The sequence below is a fragment of the Jiella marina genome (genome assembly GCF_024359545.1).
Classification (GTDB): domain Bacteria; phylum Pseudomonadota; class Alphaproteobacteria; order Rhizobiales; family Rhizobiaceae; genus Jiella.
Genome location: NZ_JAKQZG010000012.1, coordinates 40,227 through 59,907, shown reverse-complemented (window position 1 = coordinate 59,907; position 19,681 = coordinate 40,227). Strand labels below are relative to the sequence as shown.

Annotated in this window: 18 protein-coding genes; 3 read left to right on the top strand and 15 right to left on the bottom strand. The window is 65.8% G+C overall.

Features of this window, described 5'->3' with window-relative positions; all coding sequences use genetic code 11:
* The first annotated feature begins 26 nt into the window (after positions 1-26).
* Positions 27-1,685, top strand: coding sequence for a DegQ family serine endoprotease (locus MF134_RS18555; protein WP_255340975.1), 1,659 nt, complete (start codon positions 27-29; stop codon positions 1,683-1,685).
* Positions 1,686-1,703: 18 nt separating this feature from the next.
* Here the strand turns inward: MF134_RS18555 and MF134_RS18550 are convergent, their stop codons facing one another.
* The 12 genes from MF134_RS18550 to MF134_RS18495 form a co-directional block, all read right to left on the bottom strand.
* The gene (locus MF134_RS18550; protein ID WP_255340974.1) at positions 1,704-3,077 is read right to left on the bottom strand and encodes a TrkH family potassium uptake protein; all 1,374 of its coding nucleotides are present in this window, start codon (positions 3,075-3,077) and stop codon (positions 1,704-1,706) included.
* A 224-nt stretch (positions 3,078-3,301) separates the two neighbouring features.
* A complete protein-coding gene (pufC, locus tag MF134_RS18545) occupies positions 3,302-4,885 on the bottom strand; it encodes a photosynthetic reaction center cytochrome PufC (protein WP_255340973.1) in 1,584 nt (527 codons plus the stop codon).
* On the bottom strand, positions 4,882-5,865 hold the full coding sequence (gene pufM / locus MF134_RS18540; protein WP_255340972.1) for a photosynthetic reaction center subunit M: 984 nt from the start codon (positions 5,863-5,865) through the stop codon (positions 4,882-4,884). Before pufM ends, pufC begins: the two co-directional genes overlap by 4 nt.
* Before the next feature lie 12 nt (positions 5,866-5,877).
* Positions 5,878-6,720 (bottom strand): photosynthetic reaction center subunit L, encoded by an 843-nt coding sequence (gene pufL, locus MF134_RS18535; protein WP_255340971.1) that lies wholly within the window; start codon positions 6,718-6,720, stop codon positions 5,878-5,880.
* A gap of 77 nt (positions 6,721-6,797) precedes the next feature.
* Positions 6,798-6,986, bottom strand: coding sequence for a light-harvesting antenna LH1, alpha subunit (gene pufA / locus MF134_RS18530; RefSeq protein WP_255340970.1), 189 nt, complete (start codon positions 6,984-6,986; stop codon positions 6,798-6,800).
* 13 nt (positions 6,987-6,999) lie between these two features.
* Positions 7,000-7,224 (bottom strand): light-harvesting antenna LH1, beta subunit, encoded by a 225-nt coding sequence (gene pufB / locus MF134_RS18525; protein WP_255340969.1) that lies wholly within the window; start codon positions 7,222-7,224, stop codon positions 7,000-7,002.
* Positions 7,225-7,308: 84 nt separating this feature from the next.
* Positions 7,309-7,536, bottom strand: a complete 228-nt coding sequence (locus MF134_RS18520) for a hypothetical protein (protein ID WP_255340968.1) — start codon at positions 7,534-7,536, stop codon at positions 7,309-7,311.
* Between the two features lie 61 nt (positions 7,537-7,597).
* Positions 7,598-9,049, bottom strand: coding sequence for a chlorophyllide a reductase subunit Z (gene bchZ, locus MF134_RS18515; protein ID WP_255340967.1), 1,452 nt, complete (start codon positions 9,047-9,049; stop codon positions 7,598-7,600).
* A 1-nt stretch (position 9,050) separates the two neighbouring features.
* The gene (gene bchY / locus MF134_RS18510) at positions 9,051-10,625 is read right to left on the bottom strand and encodes a chlorophyllide a reductase subunit Y (protein ID WP_255340966.1); all 1,575 of its coding nucleotides are present in this window, start codon (positions 10,623-10,625) and stop codon (positions 9,051-9,053) included.
* A 10-nt stretch (positions 10,626-10,635) separates the two neighbouring features.
* Positions 10,636-11,640: a chlorophyllide a reductase iron protein subunit X gene (locus tag MF134_RS18505; RefSeq protein WP_255341083.1), complete on the bottom strand. Its 1,005-nt coding sequence runs from the start codon at positions 11,638-11,640 to the stop codon at positions 10,636-10,638.
* Positions 11,641-11,657: 17 nt separating this feature from the next.
* Entirely contained in the window at positions 11,658-12,590 is a 933-nt protein-coding gene (gene bchC / locus MF134_RS18500) for a chlorophyll synthesis pathway protein BchC (protein WP_255341082.1), read from the bottom strand.
* A 55-nt stretch (positions 12,591-12,645) separates the two neighbouring features.
* Positions 12,646-13,878: an acetylserotonin O-methyltransferase gene (locus MF134_RS18495; protein ID WP_255340965.1), complete on the bottom strand. Its 1,233-nt coding sequence runs from the start codon at positions 13,876-13,878 to the stop codon at positions 12,646-12,648.
* Between the two features lie 98 nt (positions 13,879-13,976).
* Between MF134_RS18495 and crtD the strand changes: the two genes are divergently transcribed.
* A complete protein-coding gene (crtD, locus tag MF134_RS18490; protein WP_255340964.1) occupies positions 13,977-15,560 on the top strand; it encodes a 1-hydroxycarotenoid 3,4-desaturase CrtD in 1,584 nt (527 codons plus the stop codon).
* Positions 15,518-16,387 carry a carotenoid 1,2-hydratase gene (locus MF134_RS18485; protein ID WP_255340963.1) on the top strand — a complete coding sequence of 290 codons (870 nt, stop codon included), beginning with the start codon at positions 15,518-15,520 and terminating at the stop codon, positions 16,385-16,387. Before crtD ends, MF134_RS18485 begins: the two co-directional genes overlap by 43 nt.
* Positions 16,388-16,454: 67 nt before the next feature.
* On the opposite strand, the gene MF134_RS18480 is transcribed toward MF134_RS18485, so the two are convergent.
* The 3 genes from MF134_RS18480 to MF134_RS18470 form a co-directional block, all read right to left on the bottom strand.
* Entirely contained in the window at positions 16,455-16,715 is a 261-nt protein-coding gene (locus tag MF134_RS18480) for a YjhX family toxin (RefSeq protein ID WP_255340962.1), read from the bottom strand.
* A gap of 230 nt (positions 16,716-16,945) precedes the next feature.
* Entirely contained in the window at positions 16,946-17,833 is an 888-nt protein-coding gene (gene bchO / locus MF134_RS18475; protein ID WP_255340961.1) for an alpha/beta fold hydrolase BchO, read from the bottom strand.
* Positions 17,830-19,677 carry a magnesium chelatase subunit D gene (locus MF134_RS18470; RefSeq protein WP_255340960.1) on the bottom strand — a complete coding sequence of 616 codons (1,848 nt, stop codon included), beginning with the start codon at positions 19,675-19,677 and terminating at the stop codon, positions 17,830-17,832. Before MF134_RS18470 ends, bchO begins: the two co-directional genes overlap by 4 nt.
* Positions 19,678-19,681: the final 4 nt, after the last annotated feature.

Here is a 19,681-nt window from a genome sequence, read left to right as displayed (position 1 = left end):
AGCGGCATGACGATTAAGGATTCGCGATGATTGCCCAGCGCGCGCGAGCGTCGATCTCCGTCTTGACGGCCAGCCTGCTCCTTTCCATGGCTTCTCTTGCCAACGCTCAGACGGTTGAACCGGACACGCCCGCCCCGGAGGCGGGGACGGCCGAGGATGTGCCCGTCCTGCCGGTCCCGCCGACGGATGGGGAGACCGGCGAGGCGCAGGAGCCTCAGGATCCCGAACCGTTGCCCGATTCAGCCGCGACGGCGCCAACGACGATCCAGACATCGCCCTCGGCAAAACATGGACCGGTCTCGGTCGCCGATCTTGCCGAATCGCTTCTCGATGCGGTGGTCAACGTCTCGACAGCCCAGGGCGTGGAGCGTCCGGGTCGCGGCATTCCGCCTCTCGAAGCGCCGGAAGGTTCCCCGCTCCAGGACTTCTTCGACGACCTCCTGCGCGACAGGCGGGGGCCGGGCGAGCGTCGCGCCCAGTCCCTAGGCTCCGGCTTCGTCATCGATCCGTCCGGCATCGTCATCACCAACAACCACGTCATCGGCGACGCCGACACGATTACGGTGAATTTCGCCAATGGCGACCAGCTCGACGCCGAATTGCTGGGCACGGACCCGAAGACCGACATCGCCGTGCTGAAGGTCGAGTCCGAGGAGCCGCTGCCCTTCGTGAAGTTCGGCGATTCGGAAAGTCTTCGCATCGGCGACTGGGTGATGGCGATCGGCAATCCCTTCGGTCTGGGCGGTTCCGTCTCGGTCGGGATCGTCTCGGCGCGGGGCCGCAACATCAATGCTGGGCCCTACGACAATTTCATCCAGACGGACGCGGCGATCAATCGAGGCAATTCGGGCGGCCCGCTGTTCGACATGAATGGCGACGTCATCGGCATCAATACGGCGATCATCTCGCCGACCGGGGGCTCGATTGGCATCGGCTTTTCGATCCCGTCCAAGCTCGCGGTCAATGTCGTCAACCAGCTGCGCGAATTCGGCGAGACCCGTCGGGGCTGGCTGGGCATTCGTCTACAGGCCCTGAACGACAATATCGCCCGAGGCCTCGGCATCGAGGATGCCCAGGGTGCCGTGGTGATGGGCGTGGTCGACGGGGGCCCTTCGGACAATGGCAGCCTGAAGGTCGGCGACGTGATCGTGGCCTTCGACGGGCGTCCGGTCGAAGGCTCCAACGACCTGCCTCGTATGGTGGCGGAGACACCGGTCGGCAAGACCGTGACGATCAAGATCCTGCGCAAGGAATCGCGCAGCGAACCGGCGCGCGAGCGCGAGGTGGAGGTCACGCTGGGTCGTCTCGAAGATGGCGAGAAGCTGCTGGCCGAGGCCGATGGCGGCGACGAGAGCGCGACCGCCGAAGACACGGACGCCGAGGGCGGAATCCAGACGCTTGGCATGACGCTCGCCGATCTCGATGAGGAACTGCGGGCCGAGTTCAAGCTGGCCGCTGACGCGACCGGCGTCGTGGTGACCGACGTGGCAGCGAATTCCGGCGCGGCCGAAAAGGGCGTCGAAGCCGGCATGCTGATCACCGAAGTCGCGCAGGAAACCGTTTCGAGCGCAGCGGAGGTTGAGGAGAAGATCGCCAAGCTGAAAGAGGAGGGTCGGCGGAACGCCCTCCTGCTGCTTCAGGCGCCGAATGGCGATGTCCGCTTCGTGGTGGTGCCGATCGAGTGACGCCGGGCGGCGAGATGGTCACAGCGCGAGTTCGTTGTCGCCCTTCGTCTCCTCGCCGTCATCGGGAACGGTCAAGGCCAGACCGAAGGTCAGGATGCCCAGGCGGCCTGCGAACATCAGCAGGATGATGATCAGCTTGCCGAGGACGGAGAGCTCGTCCGTCAGGCCCATGGAAAGCCCGACCGTGCCGATCGCCGACACCGCTTCGAAGGCGACAATCTCGAAGCGCACGCCGTGTTCCGTGAGGGACAGGAAGAACAGCGCGACGCAGAGCATGCCGATATAGGAGATGAAGGTCGTGGCCGCGGCCTGAACCTGGGCCGGGAGCATCTTTCGGCCGAAGAACATGACCGCATCACGGCCCTTCAGGGTCGAATGGGCGAGAGCCAGCATCGCGGCAAAGGACGTGGTCTTGATGCCACCGCCCGTTCCGGCGGGTGAGGCGCCGATGAGCATCAGGACCATCAGCACCATGGCGGTCGCATTGCCGATGCCCGAGATGTCGATCGTGTTGAAGCCGACAGTTGTCGAAGCGGTCATCGCCTGGAAGAAGGCGATGAGCAGACGGTCCGCAGGGGCAACCGTGTCGAGCATGGGCTCCGCCAGAAAGATCAGGACTGTTCCGATCAGCAGTAGCAGGAGCGTCGTGCGGACGATGATCTTGGTGGTGAAGCCGAAATGCCGCGCATTGCCGCCGATCCGTCGCATGACATCGGCGACAACGATGAAGCCCATGGCGCCCAGTATGCTGAGGATGGACAGCACCAGATTGATGCCGACGTCGTCGGCATAGGGGACGAAACTTTCCGCGTTGAGGCTGAAGCCGGCAGTGCAAAACGCCGAGACCGCATGGAAGATGGCGCTCCAGATCGGCGCGGGATCACCCGCATCGCGCAGCAGCAGAAAGAGCGCCAGCGCCCCGGCGGCTTCGCAGCCGAGCGTGAACAGCACCACGGATCGGATGAACAGCTTCGATGAAAGCCAGTTCGGCAGGGAGTAGGCTGTTCGCGCGGTCTGTTCCTGGGTCTGATTGAGCCGATCGCTGACCGAGAGAAAGGCGAAGGAACTGACGGTCATGTAGCCGATGCCGCCGAGTTGGAACATCAGAAGAATCGCGACCTGGCCGATCAGCGTGTAGCTGGCGCCGGTGTCGATCGAGGTCAGGCCTGTTGTCGAGACCGCCGAGACCGCCGTGAACAGCGTGTCGAGCGAACCGAGCGGTTGGGCCTGCGAGATGGGCAGGCTGAGGACTATCCAGCCTGCGACGACATAGGAAAGATAGCCGAGCAGAAGGAGCTTGGCGGGACTTGATCGCTCCTTGGAGATCTGCGCGGGGCTCTCTTCGACGCCGACGGCGGTCTTCAGCGATTTCAGGTGTCGGCGCAGATTCATGGGAAGCCTGCTCGAAAGCCCGACCTCGTGGCCGAGCGACCGCGGGAACGAGTCGGAATCATAGGGGCCCAAGTTCTTCCGACCATGACCCGGAACGGAGCCCGTTACGGCGGACACAGGGACCGGTCGCCTTTTCCTGCGATCCAAGACCTGCCGTTACAAGGAAGGCCGGACCGCTATGGCGGCCCGGCCATTCCAGAGGATCGTATGGTTTTCCGAGGCCGTCAGTCGAACCGGGTCGTGGTTCCCTGTGCAGGGCCGCGGGTCGTGGCGGCTTGACCTGCACTGTCGGAGGTCTCGCCCTCGCCACTGGCAGGCTCAGGCTCGGTCCTCGCAGGTGCGCTGTCCTCGGGCAGCGGGTTGCTCGGCGGCTGGCCGGTCGAAGGAGCATCCGCCGTGCCTTCGCCTTCCATCGTCGCATCCGGCGAATCCGGGTCGACCTGGCTCGGCGCTGCGCCCTGCGGTGCCTCCGTCCCGGTCGGTTCGGAGGACGGCGGATTGACGCTTTCGTCCTGGGGGATCGGTTCGACGGTTCCACCGAGATCGGTGTTGCCCCCGGTATCTGCCGGCTGTTCCTGCGAGTTGTAGTCTACCCCGTCGCCCTGGCCGCTCCCGCCTTCGCCCGGAGCGACGGACTGCTCGATCGCCTCCTCGGAGACCGGTGCCGGTGCCGGCTCTTCGGCGGTCTGGTTTTCGCCGGTGACCGCCGTCGGTTGCGCCTCGCCGAGGATGATCGCCTGTTTCGGTGCCGGATCCGGCGCTTCGCCGTTTTCGGTCAGACCGACGAGATAATGATCCAGCAGTTCATAGCCGCCGAGCGGTTTGTTGTTGCCGAGGTGGCAGGTGCCGCAATGGGCCTTGGCCGGATCGCCGAGGGGCCCGAGCCTGTTGTCGGGGAACACCGACGCCAAGGGCTGGATGTAGTTGGAATTGATGTCCCGCGTCATCCGGATGCCCCAATAGGCGATCCAGCGATAGGGGGTGGACTGCGACCAGTCGCGGAAGGCGCGGGAATTGTGACAGTAGGTGCAGTTGACGTTCATCGAGTTCGCCATCTGCATCATGAAGAGATAGAGATCCTCGGCCTGCTGCTCCAACGCGACCTCGGCCCCGCCGGTGCGAGAGACGAGCGGATCCGCCGACTGGATCTGAGCGCTCGCATGTTCTTCCATCAGATATTCCGCGTAAGGAACCGTCGGGAAGAACTGGCGGATGGTCTTGGCCTCGAGATGCCAGGGCCGGGGCTTGCCCATGAACTGGTCGCCGCCGGGCCGGTTCTGGTCGTACCAACTCCAGGGCGGGACATTCTGGCCGCGGTGGCAGGTGTAGCAGGTGACGCCTGACGGGGCGACGTGCTCGGGCCAGTTCGTGTTGATGTGGCGGACCATCTGCAGCATGTTGCGCGCCACCACTTTGGTATAGACGTCGTCGCTGGCAAAGCCCTCTTCCGACGTCAGATCATGGCAGTATTCGCAACCCTGCTCGGGAGACACCCATTCGGTGATGGCGAGCATGAGGCGGGTAAATTCCGCGTCCGTCAATTCTCCCAGTACCTGGACGTTCTGGTAGACCTCGCTGGCCAAAGGGCTGTCGGTGTTATCGGCCGGCTCCAGAGGTTCCGGGCGGAAGTCGTACGGCAGTTCGCGATCGGCGTCGATGAACTGGACCATTTCAATCGCTGCGGGCCCGGTCTCCACCGATTTGATCGGGGGAAAGACCCAGGGTGGCACGGCAAGGCCGATGAGAACGAGCGCGGCCGCGAGGACGCCCACGATGATGGGGCTGTTGCGTGTGTAACGGGCGCTCATTGGACCATACTCCGCACTGCTTCGTCAGGGATCGGATAGGCCGGATAGACCGAGGGGTATTCGGGCGCGATGCCATGCTTGACGCCCCACAGGTACCAGTTGTCGACCACCGTTCCCGTGAGGAGGACGCCGATCGCGCCGGTGAAGGTCGTCAGTACGGCGAACCACCAGGCCCAGCGGTGGATCGACTCGAAGGTGGCGTTGAAGCCCATCGTCCAGCGCCAGAACAGCGCGCCGCGTTCGGCGGCCGTGCCGCGATCGACGATCTCTTCGGCCTCGCGCTCGCCGCCGAAGCGGGACACGGCCAGGATCGTCGCGCCATGCATCGCGAACAGCATGGTGGAGCCATAGAGGAAGACGATCGAGAGCATGTGGAAGGGGTTGTAGTACCAGTTGCCGTAAAGCACCGAGACCGAGGCGGTCCAGTTCAGATGGGTGATGATGCCGAAGGGCACGGCCTCCGACCACGAGCCCATCAGGATCGGCCGGAACAGGCCGAGCGAGAGGTAGAGGAAGATCGCCGAGGCGAAGGCCCAGGACGTATGGGTGCCCATGCCCAGGGCCCGAGCCCGGGTATAGCTTCTGACCCACCACAGGATGATCGAGGTGGTCAGGAAGAAGCCGGCGAGGATCCACCAGCCGCCATCGCCGAGCGGGACCAGCGGGTTGAGCCCGTACTCCGCCGGCGGCGGATCGAGGGACAGGAAGGCGAGGTTGCGGATGAAGGCGTAGGGGTCCCAGTTGACCGAGGCCCACATGTTGAGACCGATGATCTCGATGGCGATGAAGCCGAAGGCGAGGGACGCCGCCCCCGACCAGCCGAGATAGAGCGGTCCGACCTGCGGATCGCCGATCTTTCCCAGCCAGTAGGAGAAGGTCTTGGTCTGGATCCGCGTGTCGCTGGAGTTTCTCAGCGGGACGCCGGGATCGAACGGTCCGCGGATCTGAATGCGGTTGTAGATCGAGGAATAGGTACCCATCGTGCCGCCTCCTTAGTAAGCAACGTTGCCGATGGCGGCAGGCGTCTTCAGGTAGAAGTCGAAGAAATACGGCCAGCCCTTGTCCCAGAAGGGACCGGAAATGATGATGCAGACCGCGCTCCAGAAGCCGGCGTTCAGCGCGAAGAACAGACCGAGACGGTGAATGCCGTAAGGGCCGATCGAGTAGCAGATGAAGTCGCGGAAATAGGCGTTCTCGTGCTCGCCATACTTGACCGTCTCGCCCTTGCCCGGATTGACCGCGCCCAGAATGACGCCGGCATGGAGGCCGAGGAACATCGTGGTGGTGAAGAAGAAGGTCACCGCCAGCATGTGCGCGGGATTGTAGTGGAAGTGCAGGAACTGGTAGCCGACGTTCGACACCCAATCGAGATGCGACATGATCCCGTAAGGGAATCCGTGGCCCCAGGCGCCCAGGAGCAGCGGGCGAATGACCACCAACGAGACATAGGCGAGGACAGCGAAGGAATAGGCGATCGGCACGTGCCAGCCGATGCCGAGCTTTCGGCAGATCTCGATCTCGCGCAGGACCCAAGAGAAGAAGGCGCCGCAGGCGAGGATGGTGACGAGCTGCCAGGTGCCGCCCTGATCGAGCGGGGCGAGCCCGAGACCGTATTCGATCGATGGCGGATTCACCGACCAGGCAAAGACGTTCATGCCGGCATTGCTCTGGCTGACGTCGTAGAAGATCAGGAGCGAGCCGAGCAGGGCGCAGAACACCGCCGTGACGCCGAAAAAGCCGACATAAAACGGGCCCACCCAGAAATCGAAGAGATCGCCGCCGATGAGCGTGCCTCCTCGCACACGATATTTCCGCTCGAATGAGAGCATCGCCATGTCAAGTCACTCCCCTCTGGGTGAAGGCCGATTCCGGGACGGCGACGGTCGCCGTCCCGATTCTTGATTGGATCGCTTCAGGCGAAGTGGATCGGCAGTTCGATCTGGCTGACCTGGGTCCCGTCCGGCGGATTGGGATTGGCCAGCCAGTTGAAGCGCGCGGTCGACAACAGGATGAAGTGGATCAGGAGCGCCAGCACCAAGAGAAAGGTGAAAAGCCCGATCAGGGCCCGGCGCGGATCGAAGAGAAGCCAAACTCTCCACATGGGGTCAGCCTCCTTAGCCGATCAACGTGAGAAAGGGCTGGGCGACATCGAGAGCCGCCGAGCTCACCTCGGGCGTCTGCAGCCAGGGTCGCCAGGCCCAGACGAGGATGTGTGCGACGATCGCCACACCCGTGAAGACGAGAAAGGAGGTAATGAAGAGCCCGTTGAACTCCTGCGCCTCTCTCTCGGTCAGACCGGACAGCGTTCCCGCTTCCCGGCCGGTTAGGTTTTCTGCCATGTTCCTTTCTCCTTGTTTCCAGGTTCTCCGGGCCGGCCGCGCGGGAAAGTGCGGGGCGCCTCCGAAGCTTCTTTCCCCCGCGCGCTATCGCATGAAGGCGTAGGGAAGGACGGAATGGGCGGCGGCTCTCGCATCCCGGAAGACGGCGAAGAAACCGCCATTGCCGAACGGGATGGGCCGCAGGCGAGCGGGCAGAACCCGCGAGACAAGCGCGACTGCGAAGAACAGCGGGAAGGTCAGCGCGTAGACCATCCGGTATTCCTGCTTCTCGGCGCGGAAGAGGGACAGGCCGTGACGTTGGACGAGGCTCATGGGGCAGTCTCCCTGGTTGTCCTGTGCGGGTCGTCATGCGGAAGGGATGGAAGGCCGGACATCATGTCAGGGCCTCCTCGGCAGGCGTCAGCGCCTTGATGTGGCGGATCTCGACCCTCTCGGAGCGTTCGCGGCGGGCGGCCGCTTCGGCCGCGTCGCGAAGCCGGCGCGCGGCGGAAATGCGAATGAGGACCGGTTCGCGCTCGAGCGCGGCCTGCAACGCCTCGTTTGCGGTCTTCGACCAGGTGAGTTCGTCGTGTCGTCTGGCGGGTGTCGGCGCGATCCTGTCCATGTCCGAGCCGAGCGGCAGGATGTGGAACAGCGCGTCAAACAGCGAATTGCAGACTTCCTGGACGAGATAGGTCGCGCCGGAGTAGCCCATGAAGGGCGTCCCCGTGTGGCGGCGGATGGCGGCGCCGGGGAAAGACGCTGGGATGAATGTGCCGCGTCCGCCCGTCTCCGCTAGATACATGCGCTCGTTGTAGGAGCCGAAGAGGACGAGGGGCGGGGTGTCCTTCACGTTCTGGCGGACCTCATCGTTCAAGGTCTTCTTGCCGGCCAGCCGGGAGACCGCGAAGCGACAGGGCAGGCCCATCTCGTCTTCGAGAAAATGGCGGACGCCTCGGGCATAGGTCTCGTTGGCGACGATCGCGAAGCTCGCGGTGCCGAAGAAATCCTGCGTCACCGAGCGCCACAGATCCCATAGGGGCTTGATCGTGGTGTGCTTCTCGCGCTCGATGAAGGGCTCGGGATCAAGGCCGAGCATTTCGCCAAGCTTCCGCAGGAAGGCGGTGGTCGAATGAAGGCCGATGGGCGCCTGCAGATAGGGGCGCTCCAGCGCCTCGCAGAGCTGCCGACCGTATTCGCGGTAAAGGCAGACGTTGGCCTCGGCCAGGGTCAGCTTCGGCACGTCCTTCAGATGGGCGCCGAGCGGAAACACCAGATTCACCTCGGCGCCGATGCCCTCGATCAGCCGGCGGATTTCGGTAAGGTCGGAGGGCATGTTGAACATGCCGTAGGCGGGGCCGATGATGTTGACCTTCGGCTTCTCGCCCTCCTTGCGCTCCTTGGGAGCGGGGACCTTGCCCTTCTTCGGGCCATATTCGGTGAACAGCCACTTCAGCGCCCGGTCGGCGCACTGCCACTGGTCCTCGTCGATCGTGCGGGGCAGGAAGCGCTTGAGGTTCGTGCCCTCCGGCGTGACGCCGCCGCCGATCATCTCGGCGATCGAGCCGGTAACGACGACCGAAGGCTGGGTTGGATCGAGCGTCAAATGGGCACGCTTCATCGCGCCTTCGGTGCCGGTCTGGCCGAGATTCTCTTCCGCCAGGCCGGTGACGACGATCGGCAACTCATGCGGCGGCAGGGCGTCGGTGTAGTGCAGCACCGACGTGACAGGCAGGTTTTCGCAGCCGACCGGGCCGTCGATGACGACCTGCAGCCCCTTCACCGCGGTGAAGACATAGACTGCACCCCAATAGCCGCCGGCTCTGTCGTGGTCGAGGACGAGCATGTCAGACGTCCCCCATGCCGGCGTCGTAGGACGCGGTCTTGCCGGTTGCGCGGACGGGCACGTCGGTCCGGCGTTTGGCCGGTTTGGGTTCTTGCGGAACGTCTTCCCAGACACCCGCGGCATAGCCCTCGCCGACGCCTTCGAAGAACGCCTTCATCGTGTCGAAGCGAGGTTTCGAGCCGATCGCGCCGTTGACGACCTCGGCCAGGGACCCGGCGCCGGCCGGCCCCATCAGCGGGCGCGAGGAGATCAGATTGGTGAAGTAGAGCGCCGGCGTCGCCGATTGCTTGGCCTTCTGGACCACCGGAGTGGTGCCGATGGCGAGGTCCGGCGAGAATTCCTCGAAGGCCGCCAGATCGTCTTCCAGCGAGGCGCGGAATTTCACATGAACGCCCTTGGCCTCCAGCCATTCGCGGTCGTGATCCGACCAGCGGGTTTTCGGGCAGGCGGTTCCGACATAGCGAACGTCGGCCCCGCTCTCGACCAGCAGCCGCGCCACCAGGAGCTCCGAGCCTTCATAGCCCGACAGGGTGATGCGACCCTTCACCGGGGCCCCGGCGAGCGCTCCCCGGATCGCCGGGAGGACGGCGTTCTGGGCGGCCGCCACGCGACTCGCCGGTACGGCGGCGGCCTCGCCGATCCGAGTTAGCCAGTTGGCCGTGCCTTCCACTCCCACGGGAGCGGAGCCCACCACCGACCGACCGGCCGCCTCGAATTCTCGAATGGATGCCGTGTAGAAGGGATGGATTGCGGCGGCGACCGTGCAGTCGAGCGCTGCGTAGAGTTCGCGCCACTCCCGCGTCGGGACCACAGGTCCGGCGGCGAGGCCCATCGGTTCGAGCAACGCGCCAATTACCATCGGATCGGCGGGGAACATCTCGCCCAGGAGCGCAATGGTCGGCCGGTCGGCACGCGGGCCGCTCGGCGCGGCGACGGGACCGGATTCGGCTTCCGAGCGGGCGCGGGTGAGCATCGCGCCGGCGAGGATATCCTTGGCCTCGGCATGGGTTGGCACCCCGAAGCCCGGCACGTCTATCCCGATGATGCGCACGCCATTGATTTCCTTCGGCAGCAGCCGAAGCGGCACACCCGAAGCGGTCGGCACACAGAGATTGGTCACGACGATGGCGTCGTAGTGCTCGGGATCGGCGAGCTCGTGGACGGCGTCGCGGATGTCCTCGAACAGTTTTCCGGTCACGAGTGTCTCGGAATTGAACGGGACATAGCCGACGGTGCGCCGTGCGCCGTAGAAATGCGATGTGAAGGTCAGGCCGTAGACGCAGCAGGCCGAGCCGGAGAGAACCGTCGCGGTGCGCCGCATCCGCAGGCCGACGCGCAGCGAGCCGAACGCCGGACACATGGATTGCGGCTGGTCGTGGGGACCGGTCGGATAGTCCTTGGCGTAGCGGTCCAGGATCTCGCTCTGGCCGGCCTTCTGGGCCGCGGCCCGCATCTCCGCCTTGCCGGCGTGGCAGGAGGCATCGCCTTCGCGGGGCGCGGGATTGGCCGGCGCGGGGGCTTCGGCATGTGCGCCGCCGCCATCGTCACGCCTCAGATCGGTGTCGGAGAAATCCATCGGGCCGGCCTCAAGCGTTGTCGTAGACGACTTCGAGGGAAGGCCGCGTCGGCACGGGTCGGCCAAGCATGTCTTCCTGGCTCGCCGGGGAGAGTACGACTTCGCGGCCGGTCTCCTCATCGTCGAAGAGCGCGAGCAGACCGTCCTGGTCGAGCGGGGTCGGATGCAGCGGCGGGGCTTCGGCGACATTGGTCGCCAGCTCCTCGAAGAGCGGTGCCCAGCGTCCGCCGGGCTTGCCGACGATCTGGTAATTCGCGCTCTTGCGGCGGATGTCCTCGTCGGCGGGGATCGCGGAGAGAACCGGGATGCCGACCGATTTGGCGAAGGCTTCCGCCTCGCCGGTGCCGTCATCCTTGTTCACCACCATGCCGGCGACGCCGACATTGCCGCCGAGCTTACGGAAGTATTCGACCGCCGAGCAGACATTGTTGGCGACATAGAGAGACTGGAGATCGTTGGCGCCGACGACGATGACCTTCTGGCACATGTCGCGGGCGATCGGCAGGCCGAAGCCGCCACAGACCACGTCGCCCAGGAAGTCGAGCAGGACGTAGTCGAAGCCCCACTCGTGAAAGCCCAGCTTTTCCAGGAGTTCGAAACCGTGGATGATGCCGCGCCCGCCGCAGCCGCGGCCGACTTCCGGCCCACCGAGCTCCATGGCGAAGACGCCGTCGCGCTTGAAGCAGACGTCGGAGATGTCGACTTCCTCGCCGGCGGCCTTCTTGGCCGACGAGGTCTGGATGATGGTCGGGCATGCCTTGCCGCCGAAGAGCAGCGAGGTGGTGTCGGATTTCGGGTCGCAGCCGATGAGCAGCACCCGCTTGCCCTGGCTCGCCATCATGTAGGAGAGGTTGGCCAGCGTGAACGACTTGCCGATGCCGCCCTTGCCGTAGATCGCGATGATCTGGGTTTCCTTGGTGACCGGGGCGGTCGAGACGCCATCCGGGCCCTCGGCGGCTTCGGCTCTCAGCCGCTGGACCATGTCTTCGGTCGAGCCGTTCGCGATGGGGGTCATGTTCTTCAGAGCGTTGGTCACATCGCTCTCCAATCCAGGATCATTTTCAGGCAGTCGGCGTCTTCGAACGCCGTGCGATAGGCCGCTTCGGCTTCGACCGGGCGCGCCGTATGGGTCAGGAGGCCACCGAGATCGAGGCGGTCCTGTTCGATCAGTTCGAGGACGGCAGCCATGTCTTGCGGCTGCCACTCTGCGGCAATGCGGAAGCGCGCCTCGCGCATGAAGGCGGGGGGAAAGGCAAAGCCCACCGGCTCCTTGTAGAAGCCGGCGAGAACGATCTCGCCCGAACGGGCGAGATGCGGCACGAGGGCATCGATGATCGCGGCATCGCCGCTCACATCGAGAATGCTCCGATAGTCGCGACGATCTTCCATTGCCGGGTCGATCACTTCGTAACCCTGCGCGCCGCTCCGCCGCGTTTCGGCGGTCTCCCAGACACACGGCTTGCCGCCCAGGGCGACGACGATCCGGGAGGCCAGTCGTCCAAGGACGCCATGGCCGACGACCAGCTCGGGCAGCGCGTCGGACGCTGCGACGGCATGGTAGGCCGTTGCCGACAGGGCGAGGAGAACGGCTTCGTCCTCAAGTTTCCGAGGCACGGAGACGAGCCGGGTTTCCGGCAGTTGCAGCATGGATGCAGAAGCGCCGAATAGGCCGCGGGCTTCGCGAAAACCGTTCGATCCGGGCACGAAGACCCGTGCGCCTTCCTGAAGAACCGAGCGATCGCCGGCGTCGACGACGCGGCCCACCGCTTCGTAGCCCGGGACCAGCGGATAACCCATGCCGGGGAAGGGCGGCATCTCGCCGCTCCACAAGAGGCGTTCGGTGCCCGTGGAGATGCCGGAGGCCTCGATCTCCACCAGCACATCGTCCGCCTGGCGATCCGCCAGGGCGAGGTCACGCACGGCGATGGCGTGCGGCTCGGAAAAGACGATGGCGGTTGAGGGCATTCCCACGAGGCGACTCCTTGGATGCGGTGTAAACTTAACTTTACAGCATTAACTGTCAAGAAAACTCGACATTGCGGCGCGGAATTTCGCCCATGACGATGCGGGTGGCGACCGGTAGCGCGGTGGTTACCTCCCGGACGCGATAGATGCCGGCGGCATTCATGAGATCGCCGATTTCCTCGGGCGTCCGGGCCCGGCCGCGGCCCATTGCGAGGAGGTAGAAGCCGAAATAGGCGTCGGCGATCGGCGCCGAGTGGCGGTTGCCCGCCATGGGTTCGGCAATCATCACGACCCCGCCGGGCTGCAATCCCTCGCGGATTTTCGTCAACAGGCGGATCGCGGCCTCATCGTCATGGTCGTGCAGAATGCGCACGAGGCTGACGAAGTCGTAGCCTTCAGGAAACGGATCGGTGAAGAAATTGCCGGCATGGACGGTGATCCGGCGACCGAAGCGGGAGTCGGCAAGCCGCTTGCGCGCGATTTCCGCAACCGGAGGGAGGTCGAAAAGGTGGAGGTCGATGTCGGGATATTTCTTCGCGACCTTGGCCAGGAAGCGGCCGTCGCCGCCACCCAGATCGAGCATCCGCTTCGACCAGGACATGTCGTAGGATTCGAGGATCTCGTCGGCCACGATCTCCTGGCTGGTCGACATGAGATCGGTATAGGCGGCGACGTCGAAGTCAGCCGAGCCGGTTCCGTCTTCACTGCCGGCATAGGGCCAGAGCTTCGACAAAGCGGTCGCCTTCCGCTCGCCCTTAAGAAGCGCGACCGGATCCTTCAGGTCTTCGTAGACCGCCCCATGATGGCGGATCATCGCCTGGGCACCGGGATTGGCGATCAGTGCGGCACCGAGGGGACCGAGCGCATAGAGCGTCTCGTCTTCCGTGTCGTCGATCTCGACCAGATCGAGCGCGGCCGAGGCGCGCAACAGGCGGCGCGCCGCATCTTCGCTCAGCCCCGTGGCAAAGGCGACTTCCGACAGGGTGCGCGGGCGCTCCGACAGCCGATCGAACAGCTTCAATTCCACCCCGGCGGTCAGGACCTGAGAGTAGACGAAACCGGCGACGAGATCGAACAGGCGGCGGGAATTGCGCCGTGCGATCGGCCGGGTCAGCCAGAAGTTTGCAGCGCTTCGCTGGAAGTCCCGATCGGCGAGGCGGCGGTTTCGCGTCTGTTGCCACCATTCCCGCGTGGGTTTGAAGAAGCGCCGGATTTCCCGCCAAGGGGCCGCCCATCCTGAAGGCCGTTCGGAGGCGTGGGAGGGCGGTGCTGAATCAGTGGCCGACATGATCGTCAATCCTTCTGGACAGGTCTTACTGTCAATTTTATTGGACAACCAGATGGCGCTCATGTCAATCTTCTTCGAAAGGTTCCGAGGACGATCGAATGCATGTGGCGATCATCGGCAGCGGTATAGGAGGGCTTGCGGCGGCTGTTCGGCTGGCGTCCCGCGGCGCCGACGTGACCCTGCTGGAGGCGGCCAAAGCCCCGGGCGGCAAGCTTTCCGAAACGGAAGTTGAAGGCCGCGCCGTCGATGTGGGCCCCACCGTCCTCACCCTTCGCGACGTCTTTGAAGAAATTTTCCGCGAGGCCGGGGAGCGGCTGGACGATCATCTCGACCTTCGTCCGTCCCAGACGATCGCGCGCCATGCCTTCTCCGACGGAAGCTGGCTCGACCTCTTCACCGACCAGGCGCGCTCGGAAGCAGCGATCGCGGCGTTTTCCGGAGCGCGTTCGGCGCGCGAGTTTCGGGACTTCTGCGCGCGCAGCCGGGATGTCTGCGAAACGCTGTCGTCGATCTTCATGCGGGCCGAGCGCCCGGCTGGCCCCTTGGGGCTCGTCGCGCGGGCGGGGCCGGCGGGGCTGCCGGCCATCATGCGTATCGGTGCGCAGACGACGCTCTGGAAGGCGCTGACGGCGCAGTTCTCCGATCCGCGCCTGCGGCAGCTCTTCGGGCGCTATGCGACCTATAACGGCTCGTCGCCCTTTCTCGCGCCGGCGACTCTGATGCTGATCGCCCATGTCGAGCAGGCAGGCGTCTGGCTGGTCGAGGGCGGCATGCATCGCCTCGCCCGGGTGCTCTCCGATCTCGCGGAACGAAAGGGCACGCGCATCAGATACGGCGCGGCGGTGGCATCGATCGAGAATGCAAACGGGCGGGCGAGTGGCGTCACGCTCGCAAGCGGCGAGCGGATCGAGGTCGACACGGTGCTGGCCAATTGCGACGTCGCAGCACTGGCGGGAGGGTGTTTCGGCGAGGCTGCGCGAAGGGCGGTCGACCCTCCGCTCGCGCCGGCCGAGCGCTCGCTCTCGGCCCTGACGGTCGCGCTGCAGGCGGAGGTGAGGGGCGCCACGCTCTTCCGGCACAACGTCTTCTTTTCCGCCAACTATGCCCGCGAGTTCGATCAGATCCTCATCGAGCGACGGCTGCCCGATGATCCGACCGTCTATGTCTGTGCCGAGGACCGTGACGATACCGGCCGTCTCGACCTCGAAGACACTTACGGGCGCCGCGAGCGGCTGTTTCTCATCATCAACGCGCCGGCCGACGGCGACACCAGAACATTCGACAAGGAGGAGGTCGAACGATGCGTGACGGCGGCATTTTCCCGACTCGCAGCCTCGGGCTTGCAGGTGGCACGACCGGACTGGGAAGCGATGGACGTTTCGACGCCCTCAGATTTCGAGAGGCGTTTTCCGGGGACGGGCGGAGCGCTCTACGGGCGGGCCTCGCATGGGTCGACGGCTTCGTTCCAGCGCCCGGGCGCCCGAACGAAGCTCCCCGGCCTTTATCTCTGCGGCGGCAGCGTCCACCCCGGGGCCGGGCTTCCGATGGCGGCGCTTTCCGGCAAGCTCGCAGCAGAGGCCATCCTGGCGGACCGCGCTTCGACCAGACCGTCCCGCCCGGGGGCTATGCCTGGTGGTATGTGGACGCGCTTTCGGCAGACGGCGCGTACTCGCTCACGCTGATCGGCTTCGTCGGCAGCGTGTTTTCGCCCTATTACCGCTTCGCGGGGCGCAGCGCGCCGGAAAATCACGTCTCGATCAATGTCGCGCTGACCGGTTCGCGCGGCAAGCGCTGGACGATGACCGAGCGGCGAGCGAACGCGCTCCATCGCGACGCCGGTACGCTGTCCGTGGGGCCCAGCGCCATGCGCTGGGACGGCACGAGCCTAACCGTTTCGATCGACGAGATTACGCCGCTGATTCCCAAACGGGTGAAGGGCACCGTGCGGCTCTACCCCGAAGCGGTGGTCAATCATCCGGTGGCGCTCGATGCCGATGCGCGGCATTGCTGGTGGCCGATCGCCCCCTGCGCGCGAGTAGAAGTGGAACTCGAACAGCCCTCCTTGTCCTGGTCGGGGAGCGGCTATTTCGACTTCAATACCGGCGAGGTTCCTCTGGAAGAGACCTTCCACCGCTGGAACTGGTGCCGTGCGAACGTGCCGGAGGGAACGGTCGTGCTCTACGACCTCCTCGACCGCGACGACCAGTCCTGCTCGCTGGCGATCAAGTTCGATCCGAAGACCGGCGTCACCGATTTCGAACCACCGCCGCCGGCGCGTCTCGATCGCAGCTTCTGGCGCATGCGCCGTTCCACCCGATGCGAACGCGGCGCTGAGGCAAAAGTGCTGGAAACTCTGGAAGATTCGCCGTTCTACACGCGTTCGGTGGTGGCGAGCCGGCTGCTCGGCCGGGACGTGACGGCGATCCACGAGAGCCTCGATCTCGACCGCTTCGCCAATCCGGTCGTGCAATGGATGCTGCCCTATCGGATGCCGCGGCGGTTCCTGTAGGCGGCGGGTTGCGGTTCGATGCCCCGGGGAGGCTGTTTCCCCGGGGCCGAGATCGAAGGTGTCCGGTCTATCTGTTGTCGAGTTGCGCCCTCACGAGGCGAAGCCCCCTCTCGGTGATTCGATACGGTTCGCTCCGTCTCGACGAGATTGCCTTTCGCCGTTTGAGCTTGCGAAACAGAAAGAGATCGAGGCCGGGATAGAGCCACCCCTCCCGCGTATAGCAGTGGATCGCCTCGATCTTGCGGTTGATGTCATTGCGGACCAGTTCGATGCGTCCGCCCTGCGCCAGAAGGTGCAGGATGCGCTGTTCGTCGCGCGAAATGTCCATTGTTCGTGATGTCCGTTGGGCGCTGCCGCAATGGCAGCCGTGACCGTTCTGCCGCTGGCGGATTTCCGCCGCGGCTGCTCACGATCGGCCCTGTCTTCGCGTGGCTGGGCGACGCGCCGACAGGGTGCCTACCGGGCCTCGGACAATAGGTGGAACATCAAACCTCCGATGGTCGGCAGATCATAGCCATTGTCCCGGACCGCGCAAGCAGGGGGCGGCCGGGGCAATCATTATTCTGCCGGATGCGGATTCAGGGCCTTTTCCATCAGTTCGGCCACCCTCTCCGGCGCTTCCTCGTGAGCGAGATGGCCGAGGCCGGGCAGGGGCACGACCTCGCTTCGGCGCACCATGCGGGCGACGCGCTCGGACACGTCTGGCGGCACGGCTCGATCCCTGGTGCCGACGACGAGGGTCAGCGGCACGGCGAGCCGGGGAAGGTCGCGTCGCAGGCTTTCCAGATCCCAGTTCGCCATCATCGACAGGGCAGCATCCACATGCTCGGGCGAGGCCAGCAGGCGCTCATAGAAAGCGATGCCTTCCCACGAGATGTTGGAGCCTGTGCCTTCCATGAGCCGCGACACCGCGTTGCCGCCGCGGGCGCGCCAGGAAAAGAAGCGCGGGGCGAGGGGATTGAGGAAGAGAAGCTTGGCAAGGCCGGGAAAGAGATGGGCCGCGACACCCGGGAAGGGCAACAGCGCGCCGTTGAGCGAGACGATCCGCTCGGGCGCGAGCTGGCCGTCGAGTGCCATGCGCAGAAGGATCGCGGCGCCCGCCGAATGGCCGGCGGCGTAGCGCGGCGAGATTTCGAGCGCGGCCATGAGATCGGCGATGGCCGCGGCCATACCGGTGATCGACGGGCGGCGCCAGCGCGGCCGGCCGGTGAAGCCGTGGCCGGGCAGGTCGAGCATGACGACCCGGTAGTGTCCAGCCATAAGGGGGGCGAGATCACGGAAGGAATGGGTCGAGGCGCCGGTGCCGTGCAGCAGAAGAAGCGGCGGCGCGTCTTCGGGGCCCAGAATCTGCACGTGAAACCGCGTCCCTCCCGCATCGACGAAGCGGCTCGTCTCCCGATGGGGCCAGTCGCGGCCGTCGCGGTCGAAGTCGAGTGCGCGACTCATCGGTGCGCAGTCGACGCGGCGGGCGTTCGCGACACGCTGGCGACAGCATTGGACAGCGCGGCGGAGTCGGCTCGCGGCAGGGCCAGATAGGTGGCGCCCATCGTCTCGGCGATTTCCCGCGCCGCCTCGCTCGGCCGTTGGGCGAGATCCACGACGAGGGCGGCGATGCCCGCTTTCCTGACCGCGATGGCCGCCTCACGGGCGTCCGCCATGGCCGCGGGGCGGCCGGCGGCCCCATCCTTGCCGATATTGGCGCGTCCATCGGTCAGAAGGGTGATGAGGGGCGTCCGGCCTTCGCGGGCCGAAGCGCGGGCGAGGGCCAACGCGGCCAGGATGCCGCTGGCGAGCGGGGTTCCTCCGCCGGCTGGCAGCGCCGACAGGCAGCGCTTGGCGCGGGTCAGGGACTTGGTTTCGGGAAGCAGCACGTCGGCCCGGCTGCCGCGAAAGGCGACGAGGGCAACCCGATCGCGCCGGACATAGCATTCCGCGAGGATGCGCTCCACCGCACCCTTGGCCTCGGAAAGCCGGGCGAGGGCGGCGGAACCGGAGGCGTCGACGGCGAAGATCGTCGCCGTTTCCGACTTGCCGCGATAGCGCCTGATGCGGAGGTCCGATGAGCGGACCTGCAGACTGCCACGGCTGGGTGCTTCCGTCTCGCTCTGTCGCAAGCCCTGCCAGGGGGCGGCTGCGCGCAGCGTCGCCACGAGGTCGAGGCGGTCGCGGCGCGGATCGCCCGGGCGGGTGCCGACCACACGGCCGCGTCTCACCGATTTGCTGTGTCCGCCGGCGCGCCCCGAACCCGCAAGCTTCTGCGGCGCCCGCAGCATGGCCGCGAGACGGCGCAGGAGATCGTCGGGCAGGGCCATGTTCGTCGTTTCGACGGTCATGTCCTCGGGTGGGTCCGCAAGACCCGCCTCAGGCTGCAGTTCGGCGGAACGATCCTGCTCGGGCGGCGTGTCGGCGTCGCGATCGTCTGTTTCTTCGTCCGGCAACGGATCGTGATCGGGCTCCTCGGGCGGGGTCGGCAGACGTGTGGCGCGCGGCGCCAATACGTGGCGGATCGCCGTCTCCACATCCTGTTCCGCTACCTGCACCCGCCCCGCAAGGGCGGCCGAAGCGCGCGCGGTTCGAAGAGCCAGTGTCGGCGCGCGCAGGGACACGATTCCGAATGCTGCCGCGGCCTGGCAGAGAATCTCGATGGCAGCGTCGTCGGTCTCGACCGCGGCAAGCCGACGTCGCGCCGCGGCGATCGCTTCCGCCGTGAGGGATCGGTCGGAGGTCTTGCGCGGATCAGCCCCATCAAGGGCGAGCCAAAGGCCAAGACGTTCGCTCAGCGCTTCGGGCGGTGCCTCGTCGGCTTCCATCGACTCGTCCAGCGCGACGACGCCGACACGCGACGGAAGATCTGCGGAGAGGCCGTCCCGCTCGACGCGGATCGCGCCGGTGTCGAGAGCGTGCGCGACGAGAGTGGCGGTTTCGCCCGGCATGCGCTCGGCCATCGTTGCAAGCACGACCCCGCCATCGGCCGAGGCCAGCAATCCCCGCTCCAGGACCGGCTGGCCGGCGTCGAGGGAGGCCGCAAGATCGAGCCCGCCGATGAGGGCAGCCTCGGAAATGGTGGCAGGCATTCGCCGAAACGGATCACCCGCGGGCAGCCAGCCCTTGAGGAGTGCAATGGCCGCGTCTCGCGCGGGACCCGGCCGTGCGGCAAGGCGCAGGCCGATGGAGGGTGACGTCGCGAAAAGGGCGAGGGCCGTTTCGACGTCGCGCCAATCGTCGGGCGGGGCGTCGTCGGCCGTGTCGTCATTGGCCGCAGCAGTCGAGGAGGAGGGCGCGGCCACCATCGAA

Bases quoted from the DNA above. Each gene is read 5' to 3' on its own strand.
- MF134_RS18555 (WP_255340975.1), top strand. From the start codon at position 27: ATGATTGCCCAGCGCGCGCGAGCGTCGATCTCCGTCTTGACGGCCAGC.
- MF134_RS18550 (WP_255340974.1), bottom strand. From the start codon at position 3,077: ATGAATCTGCGCCGACACCTGAAATCGCTGAAGACCGCCGTCGGCGTC.
- pufC (WP_255340973.1), bottom strand. From the start codon at position 4,885: ATGAGCGCCCGTTACACACGCAACAGCCCCATCATCGTGGGCGTCCTC.
- pufM (WP_255340972.1), bottom strand. From the start codon at position 5,865: ATGGGTACCTATTCCTCGATCTACAACCGCATTCAGATCCGCGGACCG.
- pufL (WP_255340971.1), bottom strand. From the start codon at position 6,720: ATGGCGATGCTCTCATTCGAGCGGAAATATCGTGTGCGAGGAGGCACG.
- pufA (WP_255340970.1), bottom strand. From the start codon at position 6,986: ATGTGGAGAGTTTGGCTTCTCTTCGATCCGCGCCGGGCCCTGATCGGG.
- pufB (WP_255340969.1), bottom strand. From the start codon at position 7,224: ATGGCAGAAAACCTAACCGGCCGGGAAGCGGGAACGCTGTCCGGTCTG.
- MF134_RS18520 (WP_255340968.1), bottom strand. From the start codon at position 7,536: ATGAGCCTCGTCCAACGTCACGGCCTGTCCCTCTTCCGCGCCGAGAAG.
- bchZ (WP_255340967.1), bottom strand. From the start codon at position 9,049: ATGCTCGTCCTCGACCACGACAGAGCCGGCGGCTATTGGGGTGCAGTC.
- bchY (WP_255340966.1), bottom strand. From the start codon at position 10,625: ATGGATTTCTCCGACACCGATCTGAGGCGTGACGATGGCGGCGGCGCA.
- MF134_RS18505 (WP_255341083.1), bottom strand. From the start codon at position 11,640: ATGACCCCCATCGCGAACGGCTCGACCGAAGACATGGTCCAGCGGCTG.
- bchC (WP_255341082.1), bottom strand. From the start codon at position 12,590: ATGCCCTCAACCGCCATCGTCTTTTCCGAGCCGCACGCCATCGCCGTG.
- MF134_RS18495 (WP_255340965.1), bottom strand. From the start codon at position 13,878: ATGTCGGCCACTGATTCAGCACCGCCCTCCCACGCCTCCGAACGGCCT.
- crtD (WP_255340964.1), top strand. From the start codon at position 13,977: ATGCATGTGGCGATCATCGGCAGCGGTATAGGAGGGCTTGCGGCGGCT.
- MF134_RS18480 (WP_255340962.1), bottom strand. From the start codon at position 16,715: ATGGACATTTCGCGCGACGAACAGCGCATCCTGCACCTTCTGGCGCAG.
- bchO (WP_255340961.1), bottom strand. From the start codon at position 17,833: ATGAGTCGCGCACTCGACTTCGACCGCGACGGCCGCGACTGGCCCCAT.
- MF134_RS18470 (WP_255340960.1), bottom strand. From the start codon at position 19,677: ATGGTGGCCGCGCCCTCCTCCTCGACTGCTGCGGCCAATGACGACACG.